At 58.9% G+C, this 25,066-nt stretch carries 20 protein-coding genes and 1 other RNA gene; 13 read left to right on the forward strand and 8 right to left on the reverse strand.

The window, feature by feature from the left end; genetic code table 11:
• Positions 1-19: 19 nt before the first annotated feature.
• The 12 genes from AC07VO_RS20335 to AC07VO_RS20390 all read left to right on the forward strand — a co-directional run bounded on the left by AC07VO_RS20335 (position 20) and on the right by AC07VO_RS20390 (position 13,722).
• Complete coding sequence (locus AC07VO_RS20335) at positions 20-1,048, forward strand: methyltransferase (protein ID WP_086945968.1); 1,029 nt, start codon at positions 20-22, stop codon at positions 1,046-1,048.
• A gap of 151 nt (positions 1,049-1,199) precedes the next feature.
• A complete protein-coding gene (locus AC07VO_RS20340) occupies positions 1,200-2,801 on the forward strand; it encodes an NAD(P)-binding domain-containing protein (protein WP_086945969.1) in 1,602 nt (533 codons plus the stop codon).
• 12 nt (positions 2,802-2,813) lie between these two features.
• Positions 2,814-3,632: an amidohydrolase family protein gene (locus tag AC07VO_RS20345; protein ID WP_086945970.1), complete on the forward strand. Its 819-nt coding sequence runs from the start codon at positions 2,814-2,816 to the stop codon at positions 3,630-3,632.
• 10 nt (positions 3,633-3,642) lie between these two features.
• Positions 3,643-4,971 carry a coproporphyrinogen-III oxidase family protein gene (locus AC07VO_RS20350; RefSeq protein ID WP_086945971.1) on the forward strand — a complete coding sequence of 443 codons (1,329 nt, stop codon included), beginning with the start codon at positions 3,643-3,645 and terminating at the stop codon, positions 4,969-4,971.
• 11 nt (positions 4,972-4,982) lie between these two features.
• A complete protein-coding gene (locus tag AC07VO_RS20355; protein ID WP_086945972.1) occupies positions 4,983-6,266 on the forward strand; it encodes an ATP-grasp domain-containing protein in 1,284 nt (427 codons plus the stop codon).
• The gene (locus tag AC07VO_RS20360) at positions 6,256-7,704 is read left to right on the forward strand and encodes a pyridoxal phosphate-dependent decarboxylase family protein (protein ID WP_086945973.1); all 1,449 of its coding nucleotides are present in this window, start codon (positions 6,256-6,258) and stop codon (positions 7,702-7,704) included. The genes AC07VO_RS20355 and AC07VO_RS20360 overlap by 11 nt, the downstream gene beginning before the upstream one ends.
• Positions 7,704-8,972, forward strand: coding sequence for a cation:proton antiporter (locus AC07VO_RS20365; RefSeq protein ID WP_086945974.1), 1,269 nt, complete (start codon positions 7,704-7,706; stop codon positions 8,970-8,972). Before AC07VO_RS20360 ends, AC07VO_RS20365 begins: the two co-directional genes overlap by 1 nt.
• A gap of 358 nt (positions 8,973-9,330) precedes the next feature.
• Positions 9,331-9,678 carry a LasR-specific antiactivator QslA gene (locus AC07VO_RS20370; protein ID WP_245846306.1) on the forward strand — a complete coding sequence of 116 codons (348 nt, stop codon included), beginning with the start codon at positions 9,331-9,333 and terminating at the stop codon, positions 9,676-9,678.
• A gap of 1,067 nt (positions 9,679-10,745) precedes the next feature.
• Positions 10,746-12,152: a YfjI family protein gene (locus AC07VO_RS20375; RefSeq protein WP_086945975.1), complete on the forward strand. Its 1,407-nt coding sequence runs from the start codon at positions 10,746-10,748 to the stop codon at positions 12,150-12,152.
• Entirely contained in the window at positions 12,139-12,492 is a 354-nt protein-coding gene (locus tag AC07VO_RS20380; RefSeq protein WP_086945976.1) for a hypothetical protein, read from the forward strand. The genes AC07VO_RS20375 and AC07VO_RS20380 overlap by 14 nt, the downstream gene beginning before the upstream one ends.
• Complete coding sequence (locus AC07VO_RS20385) at positions 12,476-13,456, forward strand: integrase domain-containing protein (protein WP_086945977.1); 981 nt, start codon at positions 12,476-12,478, stop codon at positions 13,454-13,456. The genes AC07VO_RS20380 and AC07VO_RS20385 overlap by 17 nt, the downstream gene beginning before the upstream one ends.
• Complete coding sequence (locus AC07VO_RS20390; RefSeq protein WP_008029818.1) at positions 13,453-13,722, forward strand: hypothetical protein; 270 nt, start codon at positions 13,453-13,455, stop codon at positions 13,720-13,722. Before AC07VO_RS20385 ends, AC07VO_RS20390 begins: the two co-directional genes overlap by 4 nt.
• 161 nt (positions 13,723-13,883) lie before the next feature.
• Here the strand turns inward: AC07VO_RS20390 and AC07VO_RS20395 are convergent, their stop codons facing one another.
• The 8 genes from AC07VO_RS20395 to AC07VO_RS20430 form a co-directional block, all read right to left on the reverse strand.
• Positions 13,884-15,140 carry an integrase domain-containing protein gene (locus AC07VO_RS20395; protein WP_086945978.1) on the reverse strand — a complete coding sequence of 419 codons (1,257 nt, stop codon included), beginning with the start codon at positions 15,138-15,140 and terminating at the stop codon, positions 13,884-13,886.
• Positions 15,141-15,326: 186 nt separating this feature from the next.
• Positions 15,327-15,724: a transfer-messenger RNA gene (gene ssrA / locus AC07VO_RS20400) on the reverse strand.
• 97 nt (positions 15,725-15,821) lie between these two features.
• Positions 15,822-16,097: a PA2433 domain-containing protein gene (locus tag AC07VO_RS20405; RefSeq protein ID WP_018929463.1), complete on the reverse strand. Its 276-nt coding sequence runs from the start codon at positions 16,095-16,097 to the stop codon at positions 15,822-15,824.
• 218 nt (positions 16,098-16,315) lie between these two features.
• Positions 16,316-19,126 (reverse strand): FAD-binding and (Fe-S)-binding domain-containing protein, encoded by a 2,811-nt coding sequence (locus AC07VO_RS20410; RefSeq protein ID WP_192351631.1) that lies wholly within the window; start codon positions 19,124-19,126, stop codon positions 16,316-16,318.
• Complete coding sequence (locus AC07VO_RS20415; RefSeq protein WP_018929465.1) at positions 19,123-19,794, reverse strand: LutC/YkgG family protein; 672 nt, start codon at positions 19,792-19,794, stop codon at positions 19,123-19,125. Before AC07VO_RS20415 ends, AC07VO_RS20410 begins: the two co-directional genes overlap by 4 nt.
• Complete coding sequence (locus tag AC07VO_RS20420) at positions 19,794-21,248, reverse strand: LutB/LldF family L-lactate oxidation iron-sulfur protein (protein ID WP_086945980.1); 1,455 nt, start codon at positions 21,246-21,248, stop codon at positions 19,794-19,796. Before AC07VO_RS20420 ends, AC07VO_RS20415 begins: the two co-directional genes overlap by 1 nt.
• Positions 21,245-22,069 carry a (Fe-S)-binding protein gene (locus AC07VO_RS20425; RefSeq protein WP_086945981.1) on the reverse strand — a complete coding sequence of 275 codons (825 nt, stop codon included), beginning with the start codon at positions 22,067-22,069 and terminating at the stop codon, positions 21,245-21,247. The genes AC07VO_RS20420 and AC07VO_RS20425 overlap by 4 nt, the downstream gene beginning before the upstream one ends.
• A gap of 151 nt (positions 22,070-22,220) precedes the next feature.
• Positions 22,221-23,912 (reverse strand): lactate permease LctP family transporter, encoded by a 1,692-nt coding sequence (locus AC07VO_RS20430; RefSeq protein WP_192351629.1) that lies wholly within the window; start codon positions 23,910-23,912, stop codon positions 22,221-22,223.
• A gap of 262 nt (positions 23,913-24,174) precedes the next feature.
• Between AC07VO_RS20430 and AC07VO_RS20435 the strand changes: the two genes are divergently transcribed.
• On the forward strand, positions 24,175-24,942 hold the full coding sequence (locus AC07VO_RS20435; RefSeq protein WP_064616136.1) for an FCD domain-containing protein: 768 nt from the start codon (positions 24,175-24,177) through the stop codon (positions 24,940-24,942).
• Positions 24,943-25,066: the final 124 nt, after the last annotated feature.

The raw sequence follows: 25,066 nt of genomic DNA on the forward strand, positions 1-25,066 counted from the left end.
GTTGGACAGGGAGGTTGATATGGCAGTACCACCATTGGCCGGGAAGGTCCTGGATCCCGTGAGCCTGGCGCTCTATGGCTTCATGGGCAGCGCAATTCTACTGCAGGGGCATCGACTAGGGGTTTTCCAGGCCCTTGCCAGCGCTGACGTGGACCCCGGGGCAGACGCTCTGGCACAAACCCTGACGCTGGATGGCTCCACACTGGAGCGGTTTTTGCGCGGCGCGGTTGCTTGGGGGCTGGTCGAGGAACAAGCGGGTGGCTATCGACTGTCGACGTCCGCCCGTGGCGCGCTGGATCCTCAGTCGTCGCAATATCTGGGGCCTTTGCTCGAACACTTCGACAGCAACACTCTGCCGCTGTTTCGCCACCTTGGCGATGCCGTGGGCAGCGGCCAGGCGCAATGGTCGAAATTGGCGCAAGACGCGTCGGCCCCCTTCGATTACCTGCTGGCCGAGGACCGTGGCGCGGCGTTCCATGATGCGATGTGGAACCTCAGCCGCGAGCCTTCAGCGGAGTTGGTGAAGCTGGGGGTGCTGGGCGACGCGTCGAGCCTGGTCGACTTGGGGGGCGGCATTGGTACCTTCGCCATCGCCGCCGCACAACAGCATGCCGAGCTCAGGGCGGTGGTGTTCGACCTGCCTGCCGTGGAGCCCCATTGCCTGGCGCGGATCAGCGGGGTGGGGCTGGCCTCAAGGGTCAGCTTTGCGCCGGGTGACTTCTGGTCCGGTGAGCTGCCCCACGCGGATGCCTACTCACTGGGGTTCATTCTCTCTGACTGGAATGACGAGCAATCTCTGCAGCTGCTGCGCCGGGTTCGCCAGACGTTGAATCCCGGAGGGCGAGTGCTGGTGCTCGATCGCTTGTTGGAAGCGTCAGGCGCCGAGCCGTTTGCCGCGGTCATGCAGGACTTGGCGATGCTACTGGAAACCGGCGGGCAACACCGCACGTCGGCTCAGTTTCAGGCGCTGTTGCATGAAGCTGGTTTTACTCGCACCCAAGTGATCAGATCCAGCGGTGAGAAACATGCGGTCATTGGATATCTATAACTCCAAGCCGGTTTAACTTTGATGTAAGTCTGTGGCTATCAGGCCAGTTTTACTGTTGATCTGCCCAACTCATTAATTCCGCACTGCAACAGCGTGGAAGTCTACGTGCGCGCTGTTCTGGTCAATAAGTGAAACATAAGGAGAGCTTCAAATGTCCGCTGAGAAGACGTATGGATACTTGGTTGTTGGCGCTGGCCCGGGAGGGCTGCAGGCCGGTTATTGCTTACAGCAACAAGGGCGTGATTATCTGATTGTTGAGAGCGGTGGTCGCGCGGGCACATCATTTGAACGATTTCCGCGGCATAGGAAGTTGATCTCAATCAATAAAGTCCATACCGGTTATTCTGATCCTGAAATTAACTTGCGTTGGGATTGGAACTCGCTGTTAAGCAGCGAAAACACCGCGGCGCGGTTCACCGACTACAGCCAGCGCTATTTTCCCGATGCCGATGACATGCCGCGTTATTTGGACGGTTTTGCCAAAGAGCATCAGCTTAATGTGCGTACCGATAGCTCAGTGGTGAACGTACGTCGTGACCAGGACTTTATCGTCACCTTGTCCACGGGCGAGGAGTTGCGGGCCCGTGTGCTGATCGTCGCCACCGGCGTGCAACTGCCTTGGCTGCCGGACATCGAGGGGATCGAACACGCCGAGCACTATGTCGATATGGACATCGACCCGGTGCCATTGACCAACAAGAAAGTGCTGATCCTGGGCAAGGGCAACTCGGGCTTCGAGACCGCCGACGCACTGATCGAGCATGCGGCTATGATCCATGTGGCGAGCCCAAATCCATTGCGTATGGCCTGGTCGACTCACTACGTCGGGCATGTGCGGGCGGTCAACAACAACCTGCTCGACACGTACCAGCTTAAATCGCAGAACGCGATTCTCGACGCTAAACTGCATCGCATCGAGCGTGACGGTGACAAGTTCAAGGCCTACTTCAGCTACGAGCACGCCGAGGGTGAGCAGGAGGTCATCGAATACGATCGCGTTATTGCCTGTACCGGCTTTCGCTTTGATGATTCGATGTTTGACGAGTCTTGCCGCCCTGAGCTGTGCTCCATGGGCCGATTGCCCGCGCAGCAGGTGGATTGGCAGTCACAGAATATTCCAGACCTTTACTTTGCCGGCACCTTAATGCAGTACCTCGACTACAAAAAGTACATGTCGGGGTTCATTCACGGTTTCCGTTACAACGTGCGCACTCTGTGCCAGTTGCTGTTGGAGCGCTACGACGGAGTCGCCCTGCCGCAGGTTACCCATGAGTTGCAGGTGGCGCCGGCATGCGAGCGCATCATCGAGCGGGTCAATCAGTCCTCGGCCCTCTGGCAGCAACCAGGCTTCCTGCAAGATGTGATGCTGATAGACCGGCAACAACAGTGCTTGAAATGGCATCTTGAATTGCCCCAGGACTACGTCGCACAACGCTTTGCCGCTGATGAGTACATGACACTGACCTTGGAGTTTGGTCAGCGCAAGTTTGACAACCCTTTCAATGTTTCGCGCATTGCCAGAGAGAACATCAAACGCGCCGAAGATTCAAACTTTCTGCACCCGATTATCCGGCATTACCACGGCGGAGAGTTGCTGGCGGAACATCACGTTATTGAAGACTTGGCCGCTGAGTGGCGCGAAGCGGAACACATCGAACCACTATCGGAGTTCCTGCGGCAGCAATTGCCAGTAGAGCAAATCGCTCCAGTTTTTGAAACTCCGAAACTGTGGAACGTGATTTCGACATTTTAAAAGGATTTAATAATGAACTTCGTAGACTTTCATATTCATGCTGGAAGGTTCTCGCTGCTGCGTGACGACATTCAAGGGCTATTGACCAAATTTCCTTTTGAAGAAGGGGTCGATGTTCGTGAGATATTTTCCAATCCATTGGCGTTGAAGGCTTATCTTCAAGAGCGCGGGGTGGCACGTGCGGTGATCCTCGCAGAGTGCGGGCCGGGGACCAACTTTTCCATCGACAGTCAGTTGATTCTGGATTTCTGCGGCAGCGATCCTTTCTTTGTACCGTTCGGCAATATCAATCCGCTGCACCACGCTGATCCACTCCAAGAGTGGCACAAGGATTTCGAGCGGGGGATCAAGGGCTACAAGTTCTACCCCGCCGACCATGGATTTGATCCGTACCTCGACTCGATGATGGCGGTCTATGAAATGTGTGCTGAAGTCGGCCAGCCCGTCATGTTCCACACCGGCCTGACTGCGCAGCGCGACACCGAGCAGAAGTTCATCCGGCCTGGGGATTTTCGCCGCCTGGTAGAAACCTTCCCACGGCTCAAGGTGATCTTTGCACACGGCGGCAAGCCGACCTGGTACGACGAGGCGCTTGAGATGGCCTGTCGTTATCCGGGGGTGTACCTGGATACCGCCCTAGTCCCGCCTGAGGTGCTGGTGGACTGGCTGCACGAGCGTCCGGCGGTGCACAGCAAAGTACTTTTCGGCTCCGATCTGCCGGTGTGCGGTAGCTACTCGGCGGTGTGCCAGAAGATTCTCGGTGCTGGCTTTGATCACGAACTGCTGCAAGCCGTGCTCAGTGGAAACGCTGATCAAGTGTTGGCCGGATAAGGGGAACTCCATGTACGAGGCCTATTATCCGCTGACCTACTACTTCTACCCGCTGCTGGGGGACGCTGTGCATCAGCGTCTGCCCCAGGTCTTCGAGAGTCCAGTGGCCGCGGGTGTGGAAACCCTGCTCTATGTGCATATTCCGTACTGCCAGGACATGTGTCGGTTCTGCCCGTTTCATGTGCGGGTCGACAAGGACACCGCTGTCTATGAGCGCTACACCAACGCCCTGTGCCAGGACATCCGCACTGAGGCGGCCAGCGTGCGTGGCCGCTCCAGCGAACTGCGGGCGGTGTATTTCGGTGGCGGCTCGCCTTCGGTGCTGTCGCCCGAGCAACTGCAGCGAATTTTCAACACTATCAGAGAGAGCTTCAGCCTCAGCGCCGATGCCGAGATTTCCTTTGAAGGCGAGCCCAAGACCTTGGGCGATCCCTACCGGCTCGAGGTGCTCAAGAACGAAGGCGTGCAGCGCATCAGCTTCGGCCTGCAGACTTACGATGCGGAGTTGCGCAAGCACTTCAACATCGCCGCCACCTTGGACGATGTGGCCAATGTGCGCGAGCAAGGACGGCGTTTCGGCTTCGACGAAATCAATGTCGACATGATGTACAACCTGCCGGGGCAGACCCTGGCCTCCCTGGACCGAGACCTGACACGGCTGATCGACGACGGTTTTGATAGCGTCGATTACTACAACCTGCACTACTTTGCATTCCCGCCAAAGTTCAAGCGCCAGATGGATGAGGGCAGCATTCCAGCCAAGCCTTCGGAGAAAATCATGCTCGCGCTGTTCGAGCAGTTGCGCCACCGCTTGGCCGAGGCTGGCTATGCCAATGTCGCCGATCAGATTTACACCCGTAAGGCGAAGGTCTGTGAATACTTCCGCCTGCTCTGGGGCGGCGGCAATGGTGAGCATCGTGCCGAGACACTGGCCGTGGGTTCCTCGGCCCGAGGTTATGTGGACGGCTTCAGCTACATGAAGCACAGCAACGTCAACAAGTATATGGACGCCATCGAACAGGGGCTGCCGAGCATCGAGAAAAGCTCGGTGGCGCTGGACCGTCCGGAGAACCGTGGTGCGGTGATGTTTCCCAAGTTCCTACGCCTGGACAAGTCCAGCGAGCGTGCGTTGGCCACGGTCAATCCCGAGCTCATCGCCAACTGGATCGAACATGGCCTGCTCTCGGAGACCGCGGATGCGTTCGAGGTGTCCCAACGTGGTCGTCTGTGGACCAACAACATGACCACCGACTTGTTCGAAGCCACCCAGCGGCAGGTTGGCGGGCAGGTGCTGACGGTACTGGAGCACAAACCGGGTGCACGGACCGGCTCATTCTAAGGAGGGATATTATGTCAGCACATCGTATTGGCGTTATTCATGCCTATCCCAGCCGGAGACTGCTGGATTGTCTGGGCGCCGCGGGTTATCGGGTGGTGTTGATCGGCAACGGGCGGGCTCTGGCTGAGCACCCAGCGGTCGAGGCCGTACTGCAGGTGCCTCTGTGGCCGACTGATGCTCTGTTTAGTGCCGCGGCCGAGTACCACGCGGCGCATCCTCTCAGTGCCCTGTTGCCTGTCAATGAGGGCGCGGTAGTGGCGACCGCGCAGTTGTCCGAATGTCTGGGCCTGCCGGGCATGTCGGTGGCCACTGCTGTCTGCAGTCGCAATAAGTACTTGGCCACGCTGTTGTGGGAAGCGCAGGGCGTGCCAGTGCCGGCGACGCTGCCGTTGACCCTGGAAACCCCGTGGGAGCAGGTCTGCCAGCGCCTCGGGACACGGGTGGTGGTCAAGCTTAGCGACTCGATGAACAGCCAGGGAGTGATTGCGGTCAGTGATGCATATCAGTACCGGCAAGCCCTTGCGGCACTGCATGAACTGATCCAGCAGACCACCGATGTCGATCCCCTCAAGGACCGCAATCGCTTTGCCTACGGTCACAGCAGCCTCCAATTTATTGCCCAGAGCTTTTGCGAAGGGCGGGAGGTCAGCGTCGATCTGTTGCTGCAGCCCGACGGCACGGATCAGGTCCTGGCGGTGCTGGAGAAAGAAGGCGGGCAAGGGCCTTACTTTGCTGAATCGGCTTCTGTCTGGCCCACCTCGCTGGGGGCCGAACAGGAGCATTCGATTGGTCAGCTTGCGCTGCGCGCTGCGCGGGCGCTAGGTCTGACCCAGGGCGCCGCACACGTCGAAATCCGCTATCAGCATGGCGTGCCCCGGGTACTTGAAGCGGGGTTGCGTCCTGGGGGCGGCTACACCGCGCAGACCATCGAGCTGTTGAGCGGGGTCGACGTGTATGCCGCTCAGGTCCGCCTACTTCTGGAACAGGTGCCATTGCCCACGGCGGTGGGTGAGTGTGGTGCGGTGCTGTTTGGCGGTGTGGTGATCGAAGCCAGCGGGACCTTGCTCGCTGTCGAAGGCATGCAGGTCTTTGAGCAACTGGCGGAGTTGCGCGAGCTGGTAGTGCTCGCCCATCCCGGTGATTGGGTGCAGGCCATGCCGGACTCTGCTCAGCCCCATTACTGTTATTACCTTCTGACGGGAGAGAGTCGTGAGGCACTGCTGGAGATTCACCAAGGTATTCAGCAGCAGGTTCGGTTGCAGGTTGCGGTGCAGGAGGTGACTCATGATTGCTGAGCCGCGCGAGTGGGGCGCCAACCCGCAGATCCTTGCCGCGGGCCAGCGGGTGTTGGAGTTGTTTGCCAGCGTCCAGGGCACGCCTGAGCAATTCCCCCTGTGGTACGCGAGCGACTCGATCGCCGCCCGAACCCAAGACCCAGCCTCGATGCCCGAACACGGTCAGTCGTTGGACGATACCCTGGCCCAGGCCGTGGAGTTGATGCAGCAGGGCCTGTGCAACGTCAGTCACCCGTTGTACTTCGGCTATATTTCGCCGCGGCCTCACCCTGCTGCGGTGCTGGGGGATTTCCTCGGCAGTGCGCTGAATCAGACCCCCGGTGCCTGGCGTGCGGGGCCATCGGCGACTATGGTCGAGGTCGAGGTGCTGCACGCCCTGCGTTCGCTGTTTGGCCTCGACCCAGTTGTCGGGCGTTTGCCCGGCGGGGTATTCACCGGGGGCGGTACGCTGGCCAACCTGATCGGGCTCAAGCTGGCCCGCGAGCAGCTGCACCGCCAGCATCCGGAAATGCGTCGGGCCGGCGGCTTGGGGCCACGGATTTACATGTCCCGAGAGGGGCACTTTTCCATCGCCAAGGCCCTGGACGTGCTGGGTTTTGCCGCGGATGCGCTGGTGGAGATCGACACCGATGAGCAGGGCGCCTTGCTCCCGGAGCAACTGGAGCTGCGACTGGCGCACGACGTTGCGCTCGGCTACACGCCGATGTGCCTAATCGGTGTCCTGGGCACCACCGCGACCGGGGCGATTGATCCGTTGCGGCGCATCGGCGAGCTAGCTCGCCGTTACAACGCCTGGTTCCACATTGACGGTGCTGCCGGGCTGGCGCTGGCGGCGTTGCCCGAGGCCCGGCGTCACATGCAGGGATTGAGCGACGCGGACTCCATCACCTTCGACCCCTGCAAGTGGATGTTCGCCTCCTTCGGTGTCGGTTGCCTGCTGGTGCGCAACGGTGAGGTGCTTGGCAGCAGTTTCTGGGCTGGCGGACCTTACTGGGAAGAGCTCGGTGAACTCGACACCTTCAAGATGAACCTCTATGGCACTCGCCAATTTCGTTCGCTGGGAGTGTGGTGCCTGCTGCAGCATCTGGGGCTGGAGGGCTATCGGCAACTGCTGAGGAATATGACCGGCGCGACGGCGCACTTGCGGGCGCTGCTGAGCGCCGATCCGGCTTATCGCTTGATACCCGATCAGCAGATCATGCCGGTGGTTGCCTTTCGGCCTGTGACCGCCAGTGCCGAGTGTGTGACTCGTCTGGTCGCGCTCTGTCAGCAGCGAAACCTAGCTTACCCCAGCGTGCTGGAATGGAACGGCGAGCGTTATATCCGCGTTGCCATCAGTAACTATCAAACCTCCACGCTGGACGTGGAACGGTTCAAGCAGGCCCTTGACGGGCTGTTGCACGAACTTGGCTTCTCGCCACTCCCTAGGATTCTGTAATGAACAATCCCCACGAAAATCTATTAGTCATTGTGTTGGCTGCGTTGGTCGTCATCATCCTTTGCAGCCAGGTTGCCGGTAAAATAGCTCAGCGTTTTGGGCAACCTATTGCGGTGGGTGAAATCACTGGTGGCATTGTTCTCGGTGCGCTTCTAGGTGGCCTGTGGCCGCAGGGCGGTGCGTATCTTCATGCTAACGCCGGACAGGTGCTGACGGTCATGTCCCAGTTGGGCATCGTGCTGATGATGTTCCAGATCGGCATGGAGTTCGATTTCGAACTGCTGCGCGAGCGTCGTCTCAAGCGTGCCCTGGGCTGGATCACCTTGCTGGGCATTCCGATCCCTTACCTGACTGGGATGTTCTGCGCCTTCATTTATGCCCGCTACTACCCGGTTCCTGATCTGCTCGGGCTGATGCTGGTCTGCGGTATCTCATTCTCCATCACCGCGCTGCCCATCCTTGGCCGAATCCTCCTAGAACGGAACATGGAAAACAGCGAGACTGGGGTGACCGCGATTGCCGCTGCTGGGATCAACGACCTGATCGGCTGGATTGCCCTGGGCGCAGTGGTGGTGTTCGCCAGCGGTCAAGGCGCGGCGCAAACGCTGCTGAAACTGGCGGCTATTGCGCTGTTCTTGGTGGTGTTCTTCCGCTGTGTGCGTCCTTGGCTTGTCAAACGCTTGCAAGCTGATACTCAGCATGCTGCCGTACTGAGCGATGCGCATTTTGGCGCGATCATCGGCGGGGTGTTTGTGACCGCGGTCATCACCGCGTGGTTGGGTGTGTTCGCCATTGTTGGTGGCTTTCTGGTGGGCACCGCGTTGTATCAATGCAAAGCCTTGCTTGAGCAATGGAACCTGCGGATGCGCCCTTTCGTTAACATCGTTTTGGTACCGGTATTCTTCTTCTACACAGGTATGAAAGTTGAACTTGGATCCATGGTGACTGCTCAGGACATTCTTTGGTGCCTCGCGTGGGTCTTATGCGCCTGCCTAAGCAAAGGGCTGAGTTGCACCCTGGCCGCCAGGCTGGCGGGATTCTCAATGACTGACTCCTTGAGAATCGGCACGTTGTTGAATACGCGTGCCCTTATGGAGTTAGTGGTGCTGAATATCGCCCACAGCCTTGGCTTGATGCCGCCCCAGCTGTTTTCCATTTTGGTCATCATGGCTTTGGTTTCAACGCTGATCACCTCGCCGTTGCTGAATGCCATCCAGAAGTACAGTGGTCGCTCCGTTTCAGCCCAGCCAGTTGGTCAGTATTCCTAGATAATTTAGCGTCGAGGACGACGTCTTGCAGCGCCTCAAGTTCGGCTTCGATTGCGGTGACTTCGGTGTCGATCAAGTCATAGAGTAAGCTGAATTGAGGAGGACTTAGTTTGAGCTTGTGTTGTCATAATATTTTGTCAAAAGTCGATGCTGGATTTGGGGCGACCTCCTTCTAGGTGTCAAAATATTTTGGTTGGCACCATTTCTGGTCTCAGACAATTAAGTCTGTCTGTGATGATGGGGTTCCAGGGAACAAAAACCGTCGCAGCTTGGAAGCCCTTCTTGGGCTTCCAAGACCTATGCGCGCATCTGAGCGATCAGCATTGAGCTGGCTGTAGAGCTGCTGGATGATGCCGCAGTGTTGTTCGACAAAGCGTTTCAATATCTGACCGGTATCCCAGCTCAGCGCGTTCATCAGCAGATCGGTGAGTACTTTTCTGTCCCCTCCGCTGAAGGTTGTCCTGGTATCCGGACCCCATGGGGCAATGAATTCGGCCCAATGATTGAGGACGGCGTTCGTTGTGCGGAGACTTGGCTTGACGGCTCATCACTGCCGTTATGGTGGGCACTGGCGCAGAGCCGAAAGCGTCATCACCCAGGGGATTCTCAGGAAGCGTTTGAGGCCGGTTTTCTGCTGCGCTTGCAGCAGACACTGATCATACGGCGTGAAGCCGCCACCTCTCAATCAGCCAACTTTGATGCTTGAGGCTGTACTTGACGTTTGAGATTTTCTTTTCCCGCTAAACCCTCCGATCCAGCGATCTTTGATCGCGCCGATCGGAGGGTTCACTCGCTTTTTCTCGAAGCCACCTCGTTCCACCCTCTATTTCAAATTTGATTAGCGCCACATCTTCTTTTACCCGAGTAATTGCCCACGATCTCTATCGAGCGCAACGCAGTTTCAGCGTCAGACCAGAGCTTGTCGTAGGGCTATGGCTAGAGATGTGGCGACACCGGCGACAACGGCGACAACCCATACAGAACGGGGCCTGGAGCATGGCGACAAAAGTGGCGACAGTCGCCACTTTTTGCACGCTTTGGCCGTGACGCTTGACCGTCTTTTCGAGTGGGTATAAAAATTGGCGCACGGACCGCTGTCGTTGACAGCACCAGCCCAGGTAGCCAGAACCTTCAAGGCTACGCCACTTGCGTGGTGGTTCTCCCGAAGTGCGATTAGCGTCCGGCAGCTCGCACGGTCACTCCCCAGGAGTGATGGATGCCTACTCGACTTATTCTGCCCACTGCGGCAGACGATGGAACCTACCTCGCTGCGCTGCAGCAACCTCACCTCTCGGCACACTTCGCTGCGCCAATCCGCGCCCGTCTCTTTCTCCTGGAAAGAGACGGGCGCTCGTACCACTGCTGCAAGCCACGTCGTACAAGGCATTGCTGCAACTCTCCTCGTGACAATCGAGCTGACAACTCCGATTCGTCGCCATCCGCAACGACACAGGCATCGGTGCCGCAGCCCATGGACGAGCTGCGCCTGACTGACAATCAGGCATGCCCCAGATGCACATGTCGTTGCCTTCTCCCACTCAGGATCTCTAGGTGCCGAACTCGTCAGTCGGCACAGCCTCCACCCGCCCGCTTCTTCGGATGCGCAAAGGAGGTCAGGTTCATGGGTTCATGCCCTCGCTCCCGGTCGTAAGGAGCCGTGCGTTCCGCGTCAGTGAACACCTCACAGGCCGCAGGGGCCTTGATCCCTGATAACACTCAACAGCCGTGGCGGGAGTACGTGAGGACAGCCAGCCATCACCGAGGAGAGGGCCCATGCAGCGGTTAGATCCGAAGCTTGAACTACCACGATCCCCTCGACCGTTAATCGAGTCGAATCCCGTGGCCGAGCCTTATCCAGTCCAGGCGCTGGGTGGAATTCTTGGACCCGCAGTAGAGCGCATGGCTGAGATCATCGGCGTGCCCCAGGCATTGGCCGCACAATCGGTCTTGGCGGCCTCGGCGCTGGCCACCCAAGGTCATGCAGGCTTACAGCTCGACGGGAGAAATTATCCCCTGTCGCTGTACCTGATCACGGTGGCCGCGTCCGGTGATCGCAAGACCGCGGCAGACCGATGTGCATTGTTGCCTGCACGACAATGGGAACGGGAACAGTGGCAGCGCTACCGCGAACAGCTTGCCCGGTACCGAGCTGCACAGCGACAGGCGCAGCATATCAATCCTGCCGATCCCGACTCTAAAAATGATGTGCTGCTCGATGCGGAGCCCTCGGCCCCTCGGTTGATCACCACGGACCCGACTATCGAGGCCCTGATCAAAGGCCTCTGTCACGACCTGCCGAGCATGGGATTGTTCTGCGATGAAGGGGGACAATTCCTCGGCAGCAGCACCATGAGTCGGGATAACCGTTTGAAAGCGGTCACGACCTTATCGTCACTCTGGGACGGTAGCCCGATTGATCGTGCTCGCTCCATGGCCGGCGAAAGCCTGCGAGCGTATGACCGACGCGTGAGCCTGCACCTGATGCTGCAACCGTACTTGGCCATGCAGTTGCTCAGTGACCCGTTGCTGCAGGGGCAAGGCATCCTCGGTCGCTGCCTCATGACCTGGCCTACCAGCCTGGCCGGACAACGCAGTTACCAGGCTGTCGACTTGTCCAAAGACGCCGCCCTAAAGCGATATCACCACCGTCTTTCGGCCCTGTTTCATCAGCCGTGGTCACTGTCTCCTGACGGTGCTCTACAGCTATCACCGCTGACCCTTAGTCCGTTGGCCCGCCGTCGCTGGATTGATCTGCATGATGCCATCGAAGCCCAATTGGGTGAGTTTGGGGAGCTGGCCTGCGTGAGGTCTAACGGATCGAAAGCTGCCGACAACCTATTGCGCGTCGCCGGCATCCTCGCGGTAGTGGAGGAGAGCGGCGTCGTGGAGGTCGACCATATCCAACGGGCCTCCGCCTTAGTCGGCTACTACCTCACCGAGATCCAGCGCCTGACCGAACAGGAACCGGTGTGCCGGATGAAGGAAGAGGCGGACCGGCTGCTGCGCTGGCTGCAGGTCAAGGAGTGGAAGCGCTTCAGTATTCGAGAGCTGAATCGCAACGGTCCCCGCTTTGCCCGTAAGAGCAGCCGTCATGCCGCGAAGCTGCTGGTCGAGCTGATTGAGCATCAGTGGCTGATCACAGATGGCCATACCTTCGAGGTGCGCCATGTTCAATCTTGATGAAGCGCTGCGCAACCATCTGGCTCAGCGCCAAAAGGAGCCGAAAGCGCGGTTTGTCGCCGCGACTGTCGCCACTTTGTCGCCACGCTCAAAACCAGGCAGGACAAGGGTTGTCGCCGCTGTCGCCGATGTCGCCACCACCCGTAAAACTATCACCTCGACGACAGCCCTCATTCAATGGTTGGAAGAGGAGGGGGCGATCCTCTTCGTCATGAACAATTCGCTGTATTTTCGCCCGACTGATGGGGCCCAGCTCGCCATCGTGAGTGCGCACTGGCAAGCCCTTTTGCATGATCTCGCTGCAGTCGATCAGGAGCAGAAAAATGGCTCGGGTCGGTGAGCGATCTGGGCGCAATTTTGGCTTCGGTCGCCAGCTCAGCTATGCCGGACCGCAAGCCCTGAAAGACCTGTTTGGCGACGGCCATTTTGCTACCGTCAAAGCCCATAGCGATCGCTGGCAGGCATTCGTGCAATGGTGTCGATCAGAGGAGGGACCCGGATTCAACGACGCGCGACAGATCGACCGTGAGATCCTTATGCGATATGCCTTCCATTTGCGCGAGCAGGTTGATCAGGGCAACGTTGGCATTGCCACCGCGCAGAACCGCCTGTCCAGCGTGAACCGAACGATGGCCGCGCTGCGCGGTGATCAGTACGTCAAAATCCCCAGTCCGAGCAAGGCGCTGGGCTTGCAGCGCTCAAGCGTGCGTCGTGAGGCCCCGCAAGGCCAAGACCGTGCGCAGGTCGAGTTGATCGCACGGGCACTGTCAGATCGTCAGCAATCGAGGGTGAGTGCCATTGTGCTCCTCGCCCGTGAGACTGGTATGCGCCTGCGCGAAGCGATCCTGGCCGATCTGCCCCGACTGCAACGTGAGGTTCGGCAACTGGGCAAGATCAACATCCAGGATGGCACCAAAGGTGGTCGATCAGGGGCCTCGGCACCGCGTTGGATTACGGTCACGGATCAAGTTCGCGATGCCCTGGATTGGGCCAGCGCGACCTCACCCAATGGCAGCCGGAATTTGTTGGCGCCCGACGAAAGCTACAAAGACTTTATGCAGGCAGTTGTGCGACCGGCACGGGACCTCCTGCATGAGCAGGGGTTGAAAGGTTTTCATGAGCTACGGGCGGCTTACGCCTGTGAGCGCTATGAGCAAATGACCGGCTTCCCTGCCCCCGTCAATGGCGGTCGTGTTCATCGAGAAGATCGGGAGCTTGATCAGCGTGCACGACAGCAGATCAGCCATGAGTTGGGACACAACCGCATCGATGTGGTGAGTGCCTACATCGGAGGTCGGCGATGAAGTTTGAATTCGACATGGCGTTGTTTCTGAGCCCCGTGCTCAAAGGTGCGCATGCCACGCGGCAAAGGCACATCAGACAGGCAGAAAGGATGCACGAGGTAATTCGTGAGCGCTGGAGTTGCGCAACTCCTTGGTCCTGGAGGGACAAACACGTGAGATGGTTTCTGGAGCACTACCTGCGATGCTCAGCTCCAGCTACCGTCTACTACTACGAATTGACAGCAGGGTTGATCCGCCGCAGAAAGGCGCAACTCGTGGTTGCCTGATAGACCTTTTAAGCGTGAGCCCCTGAGTATGGGAATGCGGAGCCTTCCCATACTCAGGGGCTTGGCCGAAGAAGCGCAGGCATGCGAGAGATTTAGCGATAGTCGTCATTTCTGTCGCCACGCTCCACGACACGGATGGCATGGATTGTCGCCGGTGATGCTTAGCGTATCGGCACCACGTTACGGTCCCTGGTTTGATTGATGGCAGATGCCGACAGGCTGCCGGTGGCCGCCTTCTGGATATGGTCACTCCACCAAGCCATCATCGGACGCCGGCGTTCGATGTAGTCCGTCCTGTTGTAGGCGCTACGAACTTCGTCCTTGTCGACATGCGCCAGCGCGACCTCGATCAGTTCCGGATCCCAGCCATGCTCATTCAGGATGGTGCTCGCCATCGAGCGCAAGCCGTGGCTGACTAAACGGTCCTGAAAGCCCATGCGCTTCAACGCCATGTTGGCGGTCTGGCTATTGGCATGGGTGCGGGGATTTCTATCTGAAGGGAACACGTACTCTCTGTTACCACTGAGTTGCTTGAGCGTCTCCAGTAACGAAAGTGCCTGATCGGTAAGGGGGATTGTGTGCGGGCGGCGCTTTTTCATGCGCTCTGGCGGAATGGTCCAAATGCGCTTGTCGAAGTCGATATCTGCCCATCGTGTGGTGGCTGCTTCGGCAGGGCGGGTCATCGTGTGCAACTGCCATTCGATCAGGCAGCGGGTCGTGCGTTTGATGCTGGCATTCGCGATTTCCATCATGAGCTCGGGAAGCTCCTCAGGTGGTAGCGCAGCCATGTTCTCTTTCTTGGGTTTCTTGAACACCGCCCGAATTCCATTGAGGGGGTTCGCAAATATCAGCCCGGAGTTGACCCCGTAGGTCATGATCTCGTTGAGTCGTTGACTCAATCGTTTCACGGTTTCGAGGCTCCCTTTGGCCTCGATTGGGCGAAGGATCTTGATAACCATCGGAGCAGTGATTTGAGAGAGCGGCGTTGTTTTCATGCTTGGGAAAACATGGAGCGTCAGCGATCTCCAAATGTCTTCGGCGTAGGCTTTGGTTACGGAGTCTTTCTTCAGCTCGAACCAGGCGGTGGCCACCTTCTCGAAAGTGTGTTCAGTCTCAGCAAGTTTGGCTTGCCTTACCTCATCACGCTGGGTTTTGGGATCAGTGCCCAAAGCGAGCAGCTCACGTGCCTCTGCGGCTTTCTTCCGGGCGTTGGCTAGCGAGAGGTCAGGGTATGGACCAAGCGCCATGTTGATACGGCTTCTGGTCAACGGCTCGCGGTAATTGAAATTCCACATCATCGAGCCGCTGGCGCGTACTCGAAGCTGCAAGCCATCGCCGTCGCTGAGGACGAAGTCTTTACCAGTTGCCTTGACCGCCTTGAGCTGGCGATCGGAGAGGCGGGTTGCGTTAGTAGGCATGGGGGCTACCTCCAGCACCGTTTTGGTATCCTGAAAATAGCATTTGGTAGTCCGGGATACCACCTGGGATACCAAACCGCCTGGAACTCAAAAAACCTGGAAAGCCCTCTACAGCCCTGAAGGCCTCGTATTCACTGGGTTTCAGGCACAAAAAAAGACGTCCGTGGACGTCTTTAGATGTTGAAGTGGTGGAGCCGGGGGGAATTGAACCCCCGTCCGCCAGTACTCCGCTGTCGGTACTACATGCGTAGCCGTGTCTATTAAGTTAACCCTCAGCGACCCGACGGGCAGGGTGCTTTGGGCGAGTTGTGTAAGTTTTAGCCGCTTCGTCCACAACGTACTGCACGGCGATTCTGTTCTATATGACAATCACTTTGGGTTTACAGACATCCCCTGATGATTGCTGGACCCGAAGGTACCAGAAGCTCAGGATCTAAGGCTGCTTACGCAGCGAGAGAGAATTCCTGGCCGTAGGTTTCGTCATTGGCAACTATAAGTAGTTGCAACAGTGGATTTACGACTTCTGTTACCAAGTCGGCATGCACCTAAAGTTTCGCAACCGGCGTCGAATCCAAAGCGGCCCCGAACCTGCTGTGTGTAACCAGCAGGTAAGCGAAGTGTACGCCAATACGCGCGGCGAGTCGACCTTCTGTCCTTACCTGCATGTTATCTGGCCCGGCCCTAATGGCTATTCATGTGGCTTTGAATGTCCTGAAGCGCTTGCTGCGCCAGGGAAACACACTCTCTGTCGTTGTTGGAGGCGTGGGCGGCCTTGGCTTGTTCGGCTTTGGTGACGACGACACCTTTGGTGGCGGCGTCCAGCGTGGCTGCGCTGGACAGCTTGCTATTGACCTCCTGGAGCTTCATTACGCATTGATCGCTATCGTTTGAGGCGTATGCGGAGGAGGCCAGCATTGTTGCAGTGAGGAGCAGTCCAGCCAGGGCGGAACGCTTCATGGGTATCTCCTGGAACGGGGGTGGGGATTGGGCCACGCTGATTGGGGCTTAACAAATGGACTGTGACGGCGTGCAAGGGTTCTGTTTTCGCTTGCGAGGGAGTGAAAGATTTTCCGGGAGGAGGGTGCGAAAAAGGGGCAATGACGCCTAACGCACAATCCCTGTGGGAACGGGTTTTTGCATTATGCGTTATTGCCCCTTCTTTTTGTGCTTCGGTGTCAGACCGCTCTGGCCTGGGTCACCCGATCCACCAGATAGACCAGCCCGTGGTAGTCAATTCCACCGTGTTGTGTCAGACCAATCTCACAGGTGCGGCTGGTGGAAATCCCTTCGCTGCATTGCTGTACCGCGTCCTTCAGCGTGCGTAACGAATGGGCGTTCAATTCCGGCGTGGTAAAGCCTTTGTCGCCAGCAAAACCACAGCAGTGAATGCCTTCCGGAATGACCACGTTTTTACTGCATTTGCGTGCCAGATCGATCAACGCCTGGCTCTCGCCTAGATGCTGCGTGCTGCACGTGACGTGCACCGCGATCGGTGCTTCCTGGGGGGTGAAGTCCAGTCGGTCCATCAAATGCGTACGGATGAAACGCACCGGGTCGTACAGGTCCAGTCGTTCGTCGCCGAGGTCCTGAACCAGCCGCAGCGTGCAGGGGCTGGTGTCGCAGTAGATCGGGTCGAGCCCGCCGCGGCTGGCGTGCAGCAGTGCGCCGATCAGCTCCTGACGTTTGTGTTCGGCCTGTTCGGCATAGCCCTTGGACGCGAATGGCTGGCCGCAGCAGAGGTTGTCCTGATTGTCTGGAAAGACTACCTGGTAACCGGCCTTTTCCAGCAGGCCACGGGTTTTGTCGTACAGCGACATTTGCTCTTTATCACCCGCCGCCGGGCCCATGACCCGCGACACGCAGGCCGCGAGATACACCACCCGAGGGCGTTCGTCCGATACGCTCGGGCTGAAGCGAATGGCCTTTTCCGGCTGTGGCATGGCGTTGGTCCATTGCGGGACCTGGCCTTTGGACAAGCGGGTCAATGTTGCCGAAAGCTTCGCCAAGCGTGGCGCCCCCAACAGCATCCGCGCACCGTTGGCGACATGCAGGGTGAAGCGCGCGCCTTGTAACGCAGTGGCGAAATTGCCTTCAATCCAGTTGGCGGTTTTCGTATGGGTCGCGTTACGGCCACGGAGCTTTTTCACCAGCTCGCCGGTGTTGATGCCTACAGGGCAACGTTGTGCACACAGGCCTGTGGCGGCGCAGGTATCGATGCCCTGATATTCGTAGGCCTGTTCCAGTTCGGCGGTGTCTATGCCGGCGCGTTTCTTCGCCTGGATGTCACGCCAGATCACGATGCGCTGGCGTGGGCTCAAGGTCAGGCCTTTCGACGGGCACACCGGTTCGCAGAAACCGCATTCGATGCACTTATCCACAATCTCATCGGCGGCGGGCAGCGGCTTCAGGTGTTTGAGGTGGATCTGTGGATCGTCGCTGAGCACCACGTCCGGGTTGAGAATGCCGTTGGGGTCGAGCAGGCGTTTGAGCTGCCACATCAACTGGTAGGCGTCGCTGCCCCATTCCAGTTCGACGAAGGGCGCCATGTTGCGACCGGTGCCGTGTTCGGCCTTCAGCGAGCCGCCGAACTCCACGGCCACCAACTGCGCCACGTCGTCCATGAACGCCTGGTAGCGTGCGACTTCTTCCGCGCTGTTGAAGCCTTGGGTGAAGACGAAGTGCAGATTGCCTTCCAGGGCGTGTCCGAAAAGGATCGCTTCGTCGTAGTGATGTTTGTCGAACAGCTCGATCAGGCGATTCACGCCGATGGCCAGTTGTTCCACCGGGAAGGTCACGTCTTCGATGATCACCGTGGTGCCGGTTTTGCGCACCGCGCCGACGGCGGGGAAGGTGTCCTTGCGGATCGCCCAGAGCCGGGCGTTTTCCACCGGGTCTTCGGTGAAGTCGACTTGTTTTTCCACTGGGAAGTCGGTCAGCGACGCCATGATCTGCGCCAGTTGTTCCTGCAGCAAAGTGGAGGAGGCCGCGCGGGATTCGATCAACAGAGCGCAGGCATTAGGCGACAGTTGTTGTACGAAAGCCGGCATGCCGGGCTTGTCCTGCACTGAGCGCAGGCTGCGACGGTCCAGCAGTTCCACGGCCGACACTGGTTGGCTTTTCAGGACGGAAACCGCGTTGCAGCAGGTTTCCACGTCCGGGAACACAATCAGCGCCGATGCCTTGTTCGGGTGGTCGATTACTGTGTCGTAGGTCACCGCGCTGATGAACCCCAGCGTGCCTTCGGAACCCACCAGCAAGTGGCTCAAGATATCCACAGGCTCGTCAAAATCCACCAGGGCATTGAGTGACAGCCCGGTGGTATTTTTCAGACGGTATTTGTGGCGAATTTTCGCAGCCAGTTCGGCATTGGCGCGGGTCTCGCGGCCCAGTGTCGCCAGACGCTCCAGCAATTCGGCGTGGCTCTTTCGGAACGCCGCAACACTGCTGGGGTCTTCGGTATCGAGTCGGCTGCCATCGGCCAACACCAGACGAATCCCGGCCAGGGTGTGATAGGTATTTTGCGCTGTGCCGCAGCACATGCCGCTGGCATTGTTGGCGACGATGCCGCCGATTTTGCAGGCATTGATCGACGCCGGATCCGGACCGATCTTGCGTCCGAACGGTGCCAGCCACGCATTGGCCTGGGCGCCGATCACGCCCGGTTGCAGACGGATTTGCGTACCCTGGCCACGGATCTCGCGACCGTTCCAGTTATCCCCCAGCACAATCAGCACCGAATCGCTGATGGCCTGGCCAGACAGGCTGGTGCCAGCGGCGCGGAAGGTCACCGGGACGTGGTCCCGTTGCGCCAGTTTGAGCAGCGCCACTACTTCGTCTTCGGACTCGACGCGGATCACCAGTTTTGGAATCAGCCGGTAGAAACTGGCGTCGGTGCCGAAGGCCAGGGTTGATAGCGGGTCGTCGAAACGTCGTGTTTCAGGAATCAGTTGCTGCGCATCGCGCAGAAAAGCCGCCGGTAGACTCATTGGTCCTCCAGGATCAACACCACCAGGTCTTTCGGGCCGTGGGCACCGTAAGCCAGCACTTGCTCGATGTCGGCAGTCTTCGACGGGCCGGACACCAGCAAGGCGTTGGTCGGCATGCCTTGGGCCCATTCGAATTCCTGCTGCACCTGATAGAAGTTGTCGCGGATTTCACTGGCCTTGAGCAGGGCAAAATGCACTGGCGGCACCAGGCTCATCAAGCGCGGTTCTTCCCGCGTAGGCCAGAGAATCAGGCTACCGGTCGCGGCGATCGCGCCGAGGGTGGTAGTCAGGCTGGCTGGGGTGTCGTTGAACAACTCGGCTTTCCATTCCTCGACCGGGCGGTTGTAGGCTTTGAGCGCTGGCAGGCCAGGATTTTTCGCCCAATGCTCGGTGATGCGTTGCCCGTGGGGCGTCGTCGGCGCAATCAGCAGGCTCGGCAACTGGCGGTCCCGCAGCAGTTGCGCGAGCAATTCGGGCCAGCCTTCCCTGGACGTCAGATGGATTTCGGTATGCACCGCTTCCATCAGTTTGCGCAGTTGCGAAATGCGTTGTTCCGGCGTGTAGGTGTAAGGCTCGGTCACCAGTTCGACATCGAAGTTGTCAGCCACCGGCGTGGTGCCCGTCAGACTGTTGCGCAATTTGGCGAGGATATTTTGCTTGGCGCTCATCAACGGTCCCCCTGTTTGGCCAGATGCTCGCGGGCCATGTCATGCAGTGAGCGGGCCGCGGGTTTCGGTGCGCTGTGGTTCTGGGTCCATGGGCCGACGTTGCTCGGCGTCAGCGCTCGCAGGCGAGTGGCGAAGAAGCCGAACAGGCGATAAAGCGTTGGCGAACTGTTGAGCCTGGCCCAGGCGTTCCAGATAAATCGTTCTTTGCGCGAATACTTGCTGCCCTGACCGCGCATCACTTGATGTGGGCTGTCCGGCGCTTTGACATTTTCTTCCCGCAGGCGACGCAGCAATGCGGGGATCGGAATTTTTACCGGGCAGACCTCACTGCAGGCGCCGCATAACGACGAGGCACTCGGGTGGTCGGGGACTTTCGCCAGGCCGACCATGTGCGGGGTAATGATTTTTCCGATCGGCCCAGGGTAAACCTCGCCGTAGGCATGGCCGCCGATTCGGGTGTAGACCGGGCAATGATTCATACAAGCGCCGCAGCGGATGCAGTTCAGGGTCTGGCGCAATTCGCTGTCGGCAAACGCCTGGCTGCGACCGTTGTCGAGCAGCACCAGGTGCACTTCCTGTGGGCCGTCGAGTTCATGTTCCTTGCGCGGGCCGGAGATCATGTTGACGTAGGTGGTGATCGGGATGCCCAGGGCCGAGCGGGTCAGCAGCGACAACAGCGGCACTACGTCGCGCAGGTTTTCCACGACTTTTTCGATGCCGGTTACGGCGATGTGCACCGGCGGCACCGTGGTGGTCATCCGCCCGTTGCCTTCGTTTTCCACCAGCAGCAAGGTGCCGGTTTCGGCCACTGCGAAGTTGACGCCGGAGACGCCGATGTCGGCTTCGAAGAATTTCTGCCGCAAGACTTTTCGACCGATCTGAATGAGTTGGTCAACGTCCTTGGTGTACTCCACGCCAAGTTTGTCGTGGAACAAGGACGCGACCTGACCGGCATTCTTGTGGATCGCCGGCATAATGATGTGTGAAGGCTTCTCGTGGTCGAGCTGGACGATGTATTCCCCCATGTCCGACTCCAGGCATTCAATGCCTTGAGCTTCGAGGACATGGTTCATCTCCATCTCTTCGCTGACCATCGATTTGCCCTTGATCACTTGCCGCGCCTCGTGAGCGCGGATGATCGACAAGACGATGCCATTGGCTTCGTCCACCGTTTCCGCCCAGTGCACTGTCACACCGTTGCGGGTCAGGTTCTGTTCAAGCTGCTCGAGCAGGTCGGGCAACTTGGATAACGCGCGGGCGCGGACGGCATTGCCCAGCGCTCGCAAATGTTCTCTTTCATGGGCATCGCTGAAAGACGCTGCCCGTTTGCTCATCAGTGAATCCATCGCCATGCGAAAGTTATTTCGCAATTGCGTGTCAGCCAAGGCCTTGTGAGCCCGGCTGCGAAAATCTTCTTCTACGGCGACCGTAGGAATAATCGTGGAGCTGCTCATCGGGCACCTCCGGTTCGCTGCCAAAGGAAGCTGGCCAGATGCTGACCGCGCAACGCCTCCTGCTGTTTCTCCAACGAACCGTTGATGTTCATCAAGCAGCCGCAATCGGCACTGAGTACCTTGTGTGCGCCGGATTCCTTCAACGCACGGGTCTTGTCAGCCACCATCGCACCGGAAATATCCGGCATACGGACGCTGAAAGTCCCACCAAAGCCACAGCATTCACTTTCGTGGCTGTGGTCGACTCGCTCCACGTTGCTCAGCTGCGCCAACAGCTCACGGCCATGCAGGTGGGTGTTCATTTCACGGCGTGCCGAGCACGACGTGTGCAACGCCACTTTCACCGGTTCGCCGCTGTCCTTGAGCTGCACCTTGCAGACAAACAGCAAGAACTCGGCAAGCTCGTAAGTCCGTGCTGCGAGGGCCTGAACCTGTCTCAGCGTTTGCGGCTCGTCCTTGAACAGGTCGGCATAGTGTTCGCGCAACATGCCCGCGCAAGAACCCGACGGCACCACCACCGGATAATCCCCGGCAAACAACGCCAGTTGCGAGCGTGCCACGGTCCGGGCCTGTTCGGTGTAACCCGAGGTGTAGGCCGGTTGCCCGCAGCAGCTTTGCCCTTGCGGGTATTCGACACGAATGCCCTCGCGTTCCAGCAGGTGGATCGCATCCATCCCGGCTTCGGGGTAGAACAGATCCACCACGCAGGTCCCGAACAGGTACACCCGTGACGGTTTTTCGCTGGGGTATTGCCGAGGTTCAGGCAGTGGCGGGGCGACGCGGGTCGCGTTCGGCACAGCGTTGTAAAAAAGCTCGCTCATCAGGCGTGTCTCCGGGTGGTCCCGGTTATCCGTCCGCTGAGGCTGCTGAATATAGAGAGAGAAGCTTTCAGCAGCCTTGCAGACCCGGTTGTGAATAGCTGACGCCGGGGGCGTAACCCTGCGTCGGTTTTTTCCGTGTGGCGTGTAGTGCTTAGTGCACCAGCATGCCGGTGAACCAGTAAGCCTGAGCCAAGGTGATCAGGCCGACGATCGTTGCAAAGAATAGGCTGTGCTTGAGGGTGAAGCGGAACAGATCCGATTCTTTGCCCACCAGCCCGGTCGCGGCGCAGGCCACGGCGATCGATTGCGGCGAGATCATTTTGCCGGTCACCCCGCCGCTGGTGTTCGCCGCCACCAACAGGGTGTCGTTGACGCCGATCTGGTGCGCGGTGGTCGCTTGCAGCGAACTGAACAGCGCATTGGATGAGGTATCGGAGCCGGTCAGGAACACGCCGAGCCAGCCGAGGAATGGCGAGAAGAATGGGAACGCCGCACCGGTGGCAGCCAATACCAGAGCCATGGTCGACGACATGCCCGAGTAGTTGGTGACGAAGGCGAACGCCAGCACCATGCCGATGGACAAAATCGGCCAGCGCAGTTCGTAGAATGTCTCTTTTAAAGTGGTCAGACCAGTTTTAATGTTGACCTTGAGCACCAGCATCGAGATCAGTGCGGAGAAGAAAATCGCCGTGCCGGTCGCGGAAACCGGATCGAGTTTGAACACTGCCGGAATCGCTGTCGGGTTGGTTACGATCGGCGCGACCTTGATCACCATTTGATCCAGGTGCGGGATCGCGAAGTTGAACACCCAGCCATACATCGAGCCGCCGGCGGCAAACATCGCCTTGAACGGTTTCAGCGTCCAGATGGTGACCAATACGGTGAGGATCAGGAACGGCGACCAGGCTTTGAAAATTTCTCCCGGGCTGTAGGGCGAAGCCACGGTGGTGCGCGGTTGGCCGAAACCACCGGTGCTGGCCACTACGGAAGCCGAGACTGCGCCGACGATGTGCGCGCCTGCAGCGCGTTTTGGCTGCCAGATTTTCAGGAACAGCGTCAGGGAAATCAGGCTGACCAGCGCCGAGGTGATGTCCGGCAGTTCCGGGCCAATGAAGTTCGAGGTGAAGTATTGGGTGATGGCAAAACTCAAGCCGGCCACCAGTGCAGCTGGCCAGGTTTCCCGAACGCCGCGCAGGCCGTCCATCATGAACACCAGCCAGAACGGCACGAACAGCGACAGCAACGGCAGCTGGCGACCGGTCATGGCGCCGATCTTGAATGCGTCGATGCCGGTGACTTGCCCGGCGACGATGATCGGAATCCCCAAGGCGCCGAAGGCCACCGGCGCGGTGTTGGCGATCAGGCACAGGCCGGCGGCGTACAGCGGGTTGAAGCCCAGCCCTACCAGCAGTGCGGCGGTAATCGCTACCGGTGCGCCGAAACCGGCGGCACCTTCCAGGAACGCGCCGAAGCAGAAGCCGATCAGCAGCACTTGCAGGCGCTGGTCATCGGTAATCGACAGCACCGAGCTGCGGATCACTTCGAACTGGCCACTCTTGACCGTCAGTTTGTAGAGGAACACCGCTGCCACGATGATCCACGCAATCGGCCACAGCCCGTAGGCGAAGCCATATCCGGCGGCGGCGAAAGCCATATCGACCGGCATCTGGAAAGCGAAGATTGCCACGGCAATGGACAACGCCAGGGTGATGCTGCCGGCCACATGGCCTTTGAGGCGGAACACGGCCAAAGCCAGGAAGAAAAATACGATGGGAATGACGGCCGCGAGTGCGGACACGCCGAGACTGCCGAGCGGGCTGTAGAGCTGTTGCCAGGTTTGCATATGGGGTGGCCCCTAATTGTTGTTGGTCAGGCACTGGTCAGCGTTCTTGGATAATTGGTAAGACCAATTTACAATCGCTGTTGGCTAGGGTAAAAGCCTTGGAGGCGGTGTGTCAATTTGCCGCCCTAAAACTTTTGTCGAATGAGCGGTGAAGAACGCATCTGATCTGTTCGATCAAGCGTCGTCTGGTAGGTGCTGGCGCAGCGCCGATAGGCCAGAATAGAGAGCCCGGCGAGCCGCCGGGATCGTGGAGAATTGAGTGATGGGGTTTGATCAGATTCGGCAACGCCGTTTGTCTGACGATATTGTCGAGCAACTCGAGGGGATGATTCTCGAGGGCACCTTGAAGGCTGGCGAACGCCTGCCGGCAGAGCGTGCGTTGGCCGAGCAGTTCGGCGTGTCACGCCCTTCGTTGCGTGAGGCGATTCAGAAACTGGTGGCCAAAGGGCTGCTGGTCAGTCGTCAGGGCGGCGGCAACTATGTGGTGGAATCCCTGGGCTCGACGTTCAGCGATCCATTGCTGCACCTGCTGGAGAGCAACCCCGAGGCCCAGCGCGATTTGCTGGAGTTTCGCCATACCCTGGAAGCGTCCTGCGCTTACTACGCGGCACTGCGCGCCACCGAGGTGGATCGTGAGCGGCTGACGGCGGCGTTTGACGAATTGCAGGACTGCTATTCGCGCCACGATGAAGTGAGTCGGGCGGAAGAGGGCGCGGCGGATGCGAATTTCCACTTGGCTATCGCCGAGGCCAGTCATAACGCAGTGTTGCTGCACACCATTCGCGGGCTGTTTGACCTGCTCAAGCGCAACGTGGTGACCAACATTGGCGGCATGTACAAACAGCGCGTCGAAACCCGTGACATGCTGATTGCGCAGCACCGGGAGTTGTACCAGGCGATTATTGAGGGGCGGGCGGAAGAGGCACGAGAAGTGTCCAGTCGGCACATTTTGTATGTGCAGGAAGTGCTGGAAGAGGTGCGTCAGGAAGTGCAGCGCATGGCTCGGGCGGAGCGACGCAAGGGGATGTAGTGTGTGGCGAGGGAGCTTGCTCCCGCTGGGGCGCGAAGCGGCCCCCCGGCCAGCATTGTGGGCGGATTGTTTACGACTGCTTCGCAGCCGAGCGGGAGCAAGCTCCCTCGCCACAAAAGCCGCG

This window comes from Pseudomonas sp. GW821-FHT03E01, from assembly GCF_059420765.1.

Coding starts and splice junctions, on each gene's coding strand:
- AC07VO_RS20435 (WP_064616136.1), top strand. CDS start 24,175: ATGGGGTTTGATCAGATTCGGCAACGCCGTTTGTCTGACGATATTGTC.
- AC07VO_RS20420 (WP_086945980.1), bottom strand. CDS start 21,248: ATGAGCAGCTCCACGATTATTCCTACGGTCGCCGTAGAAGAAGATTTT.
- AC07VO_RS20390 (WP_008029818.1), top strand. CDS start 13,453: ATGAAGTTTGAATTCGACATGGCGTTGTTTCTGAGCCCCGTGCTCAAA.
- AC07VO_RS20335 (WP_086945968.1), top strand. CDS start 20: ATGGCAGTACCACCATTGGCCGGGAAGGTCCTGGATCCCGTGAGCCTG.
- AC07VO_RS20345 (WP_086945970.1), top strand. CDS start 2,814: ATGAACTTCGTAGACTTTCATATTCATGCTGGAAGGTTCTCGCTGCTG.
- AC07VO_RS20375 (WP_086945975.1), top strand. CDS start 10,746: ATGCAGCGGTTAGATCCGAAGCTTGAACTACCACGATCCCCTCGACCG.
- AC07VO_RS20360 (WP_086945973.1), top strand. CDS start 6,256: ATGATTGCTGAGCCGCGCGAGTGGGGCGCCAACCCGCAGATCCTTGCC.
- AC07VO_RS20380 (WP_086945976.1), top strand. CDS start 12,139: ATGTTCAATCTTGATGAAGCGCTGCGCAACCATCTGGCTCAGCGCCAA.
- AC07VO_RS20350 (WP_086945971.1), top strand. CDS start 3,643: ATGTACGAGGCCTATTATCCGCTGACCTACTACTTCTACCCGCTGCTG.
- AC07VO_RS20430 (WP_192351629.1), bottom strand. CDS start 23,912: ATGCAAACCTGGCAACAGCTCTACAGCCCGCTCGGCAGTCTCGGCGTG.
- AC07VO_RS20340 (WP_086945969.1), top strand. CDS start 1,200: ATGTCCGCTGAGAAGACGTATGGATACTTGGTTGTTGGCGCTGGCCCG.
- AC07VO_RS20385 (WP_086945977.1), top strand. CDS start 12,476: ATGGCTCGGGTCGGTGAGCGATCTGGGCGCAATTTTGGCTTCGGTCGC.
- AC07VO_RS20415 (WP_018929465.1), bottom strand. CDS start 19,794: ATGAGCGCCAAGCAAAATATCCTCGCCAAATTGCGCAACAGTCTGACG.
- AC07VO_RS20425 (WP_086945981.1), bottom strand. CDS start 22,069: ATGAGCGAGCTTTTTTACAACGCTGTGCCGAACGCGACCCGCGTCGCC.
- AC07VO_RS20365 (WP_086945974.1), top strand. CDS start 7,704: ATGAACAATCCCCACGAAAATCTATTAGTCATTGTGTTGGCTGCGTTG.
- AC07VO_RS20355 (WP_086945972.1), top strand. CDS start 4,983: ATGTCAGCACATCGTATTGGCGTTATTCATGCCTATCCCAGCCGGAGA.
- AC07VO_RS20405 (WP_018929463.1), bottom strand. CDS start 16,097: ATGAAGCGTTCCGCCCTGGCTGGACTGCTCCTCACTGCAACAATGCTG.
- AC07VO_RS20395 (WP_086945978.1), bottom strand. CDS start 15,140: ATGCCTACTAACGCAACCCGCCTCTCCGATCGCCAGCTCAAGGCGGTC.
- AC07VO_RS20410 (WP_192351631.1), bottom strand. CDS start 19,126: ATGAGTCTACCGGCGGCTTTTCTGCGCGATGCGCAGCAACTGATTCCT.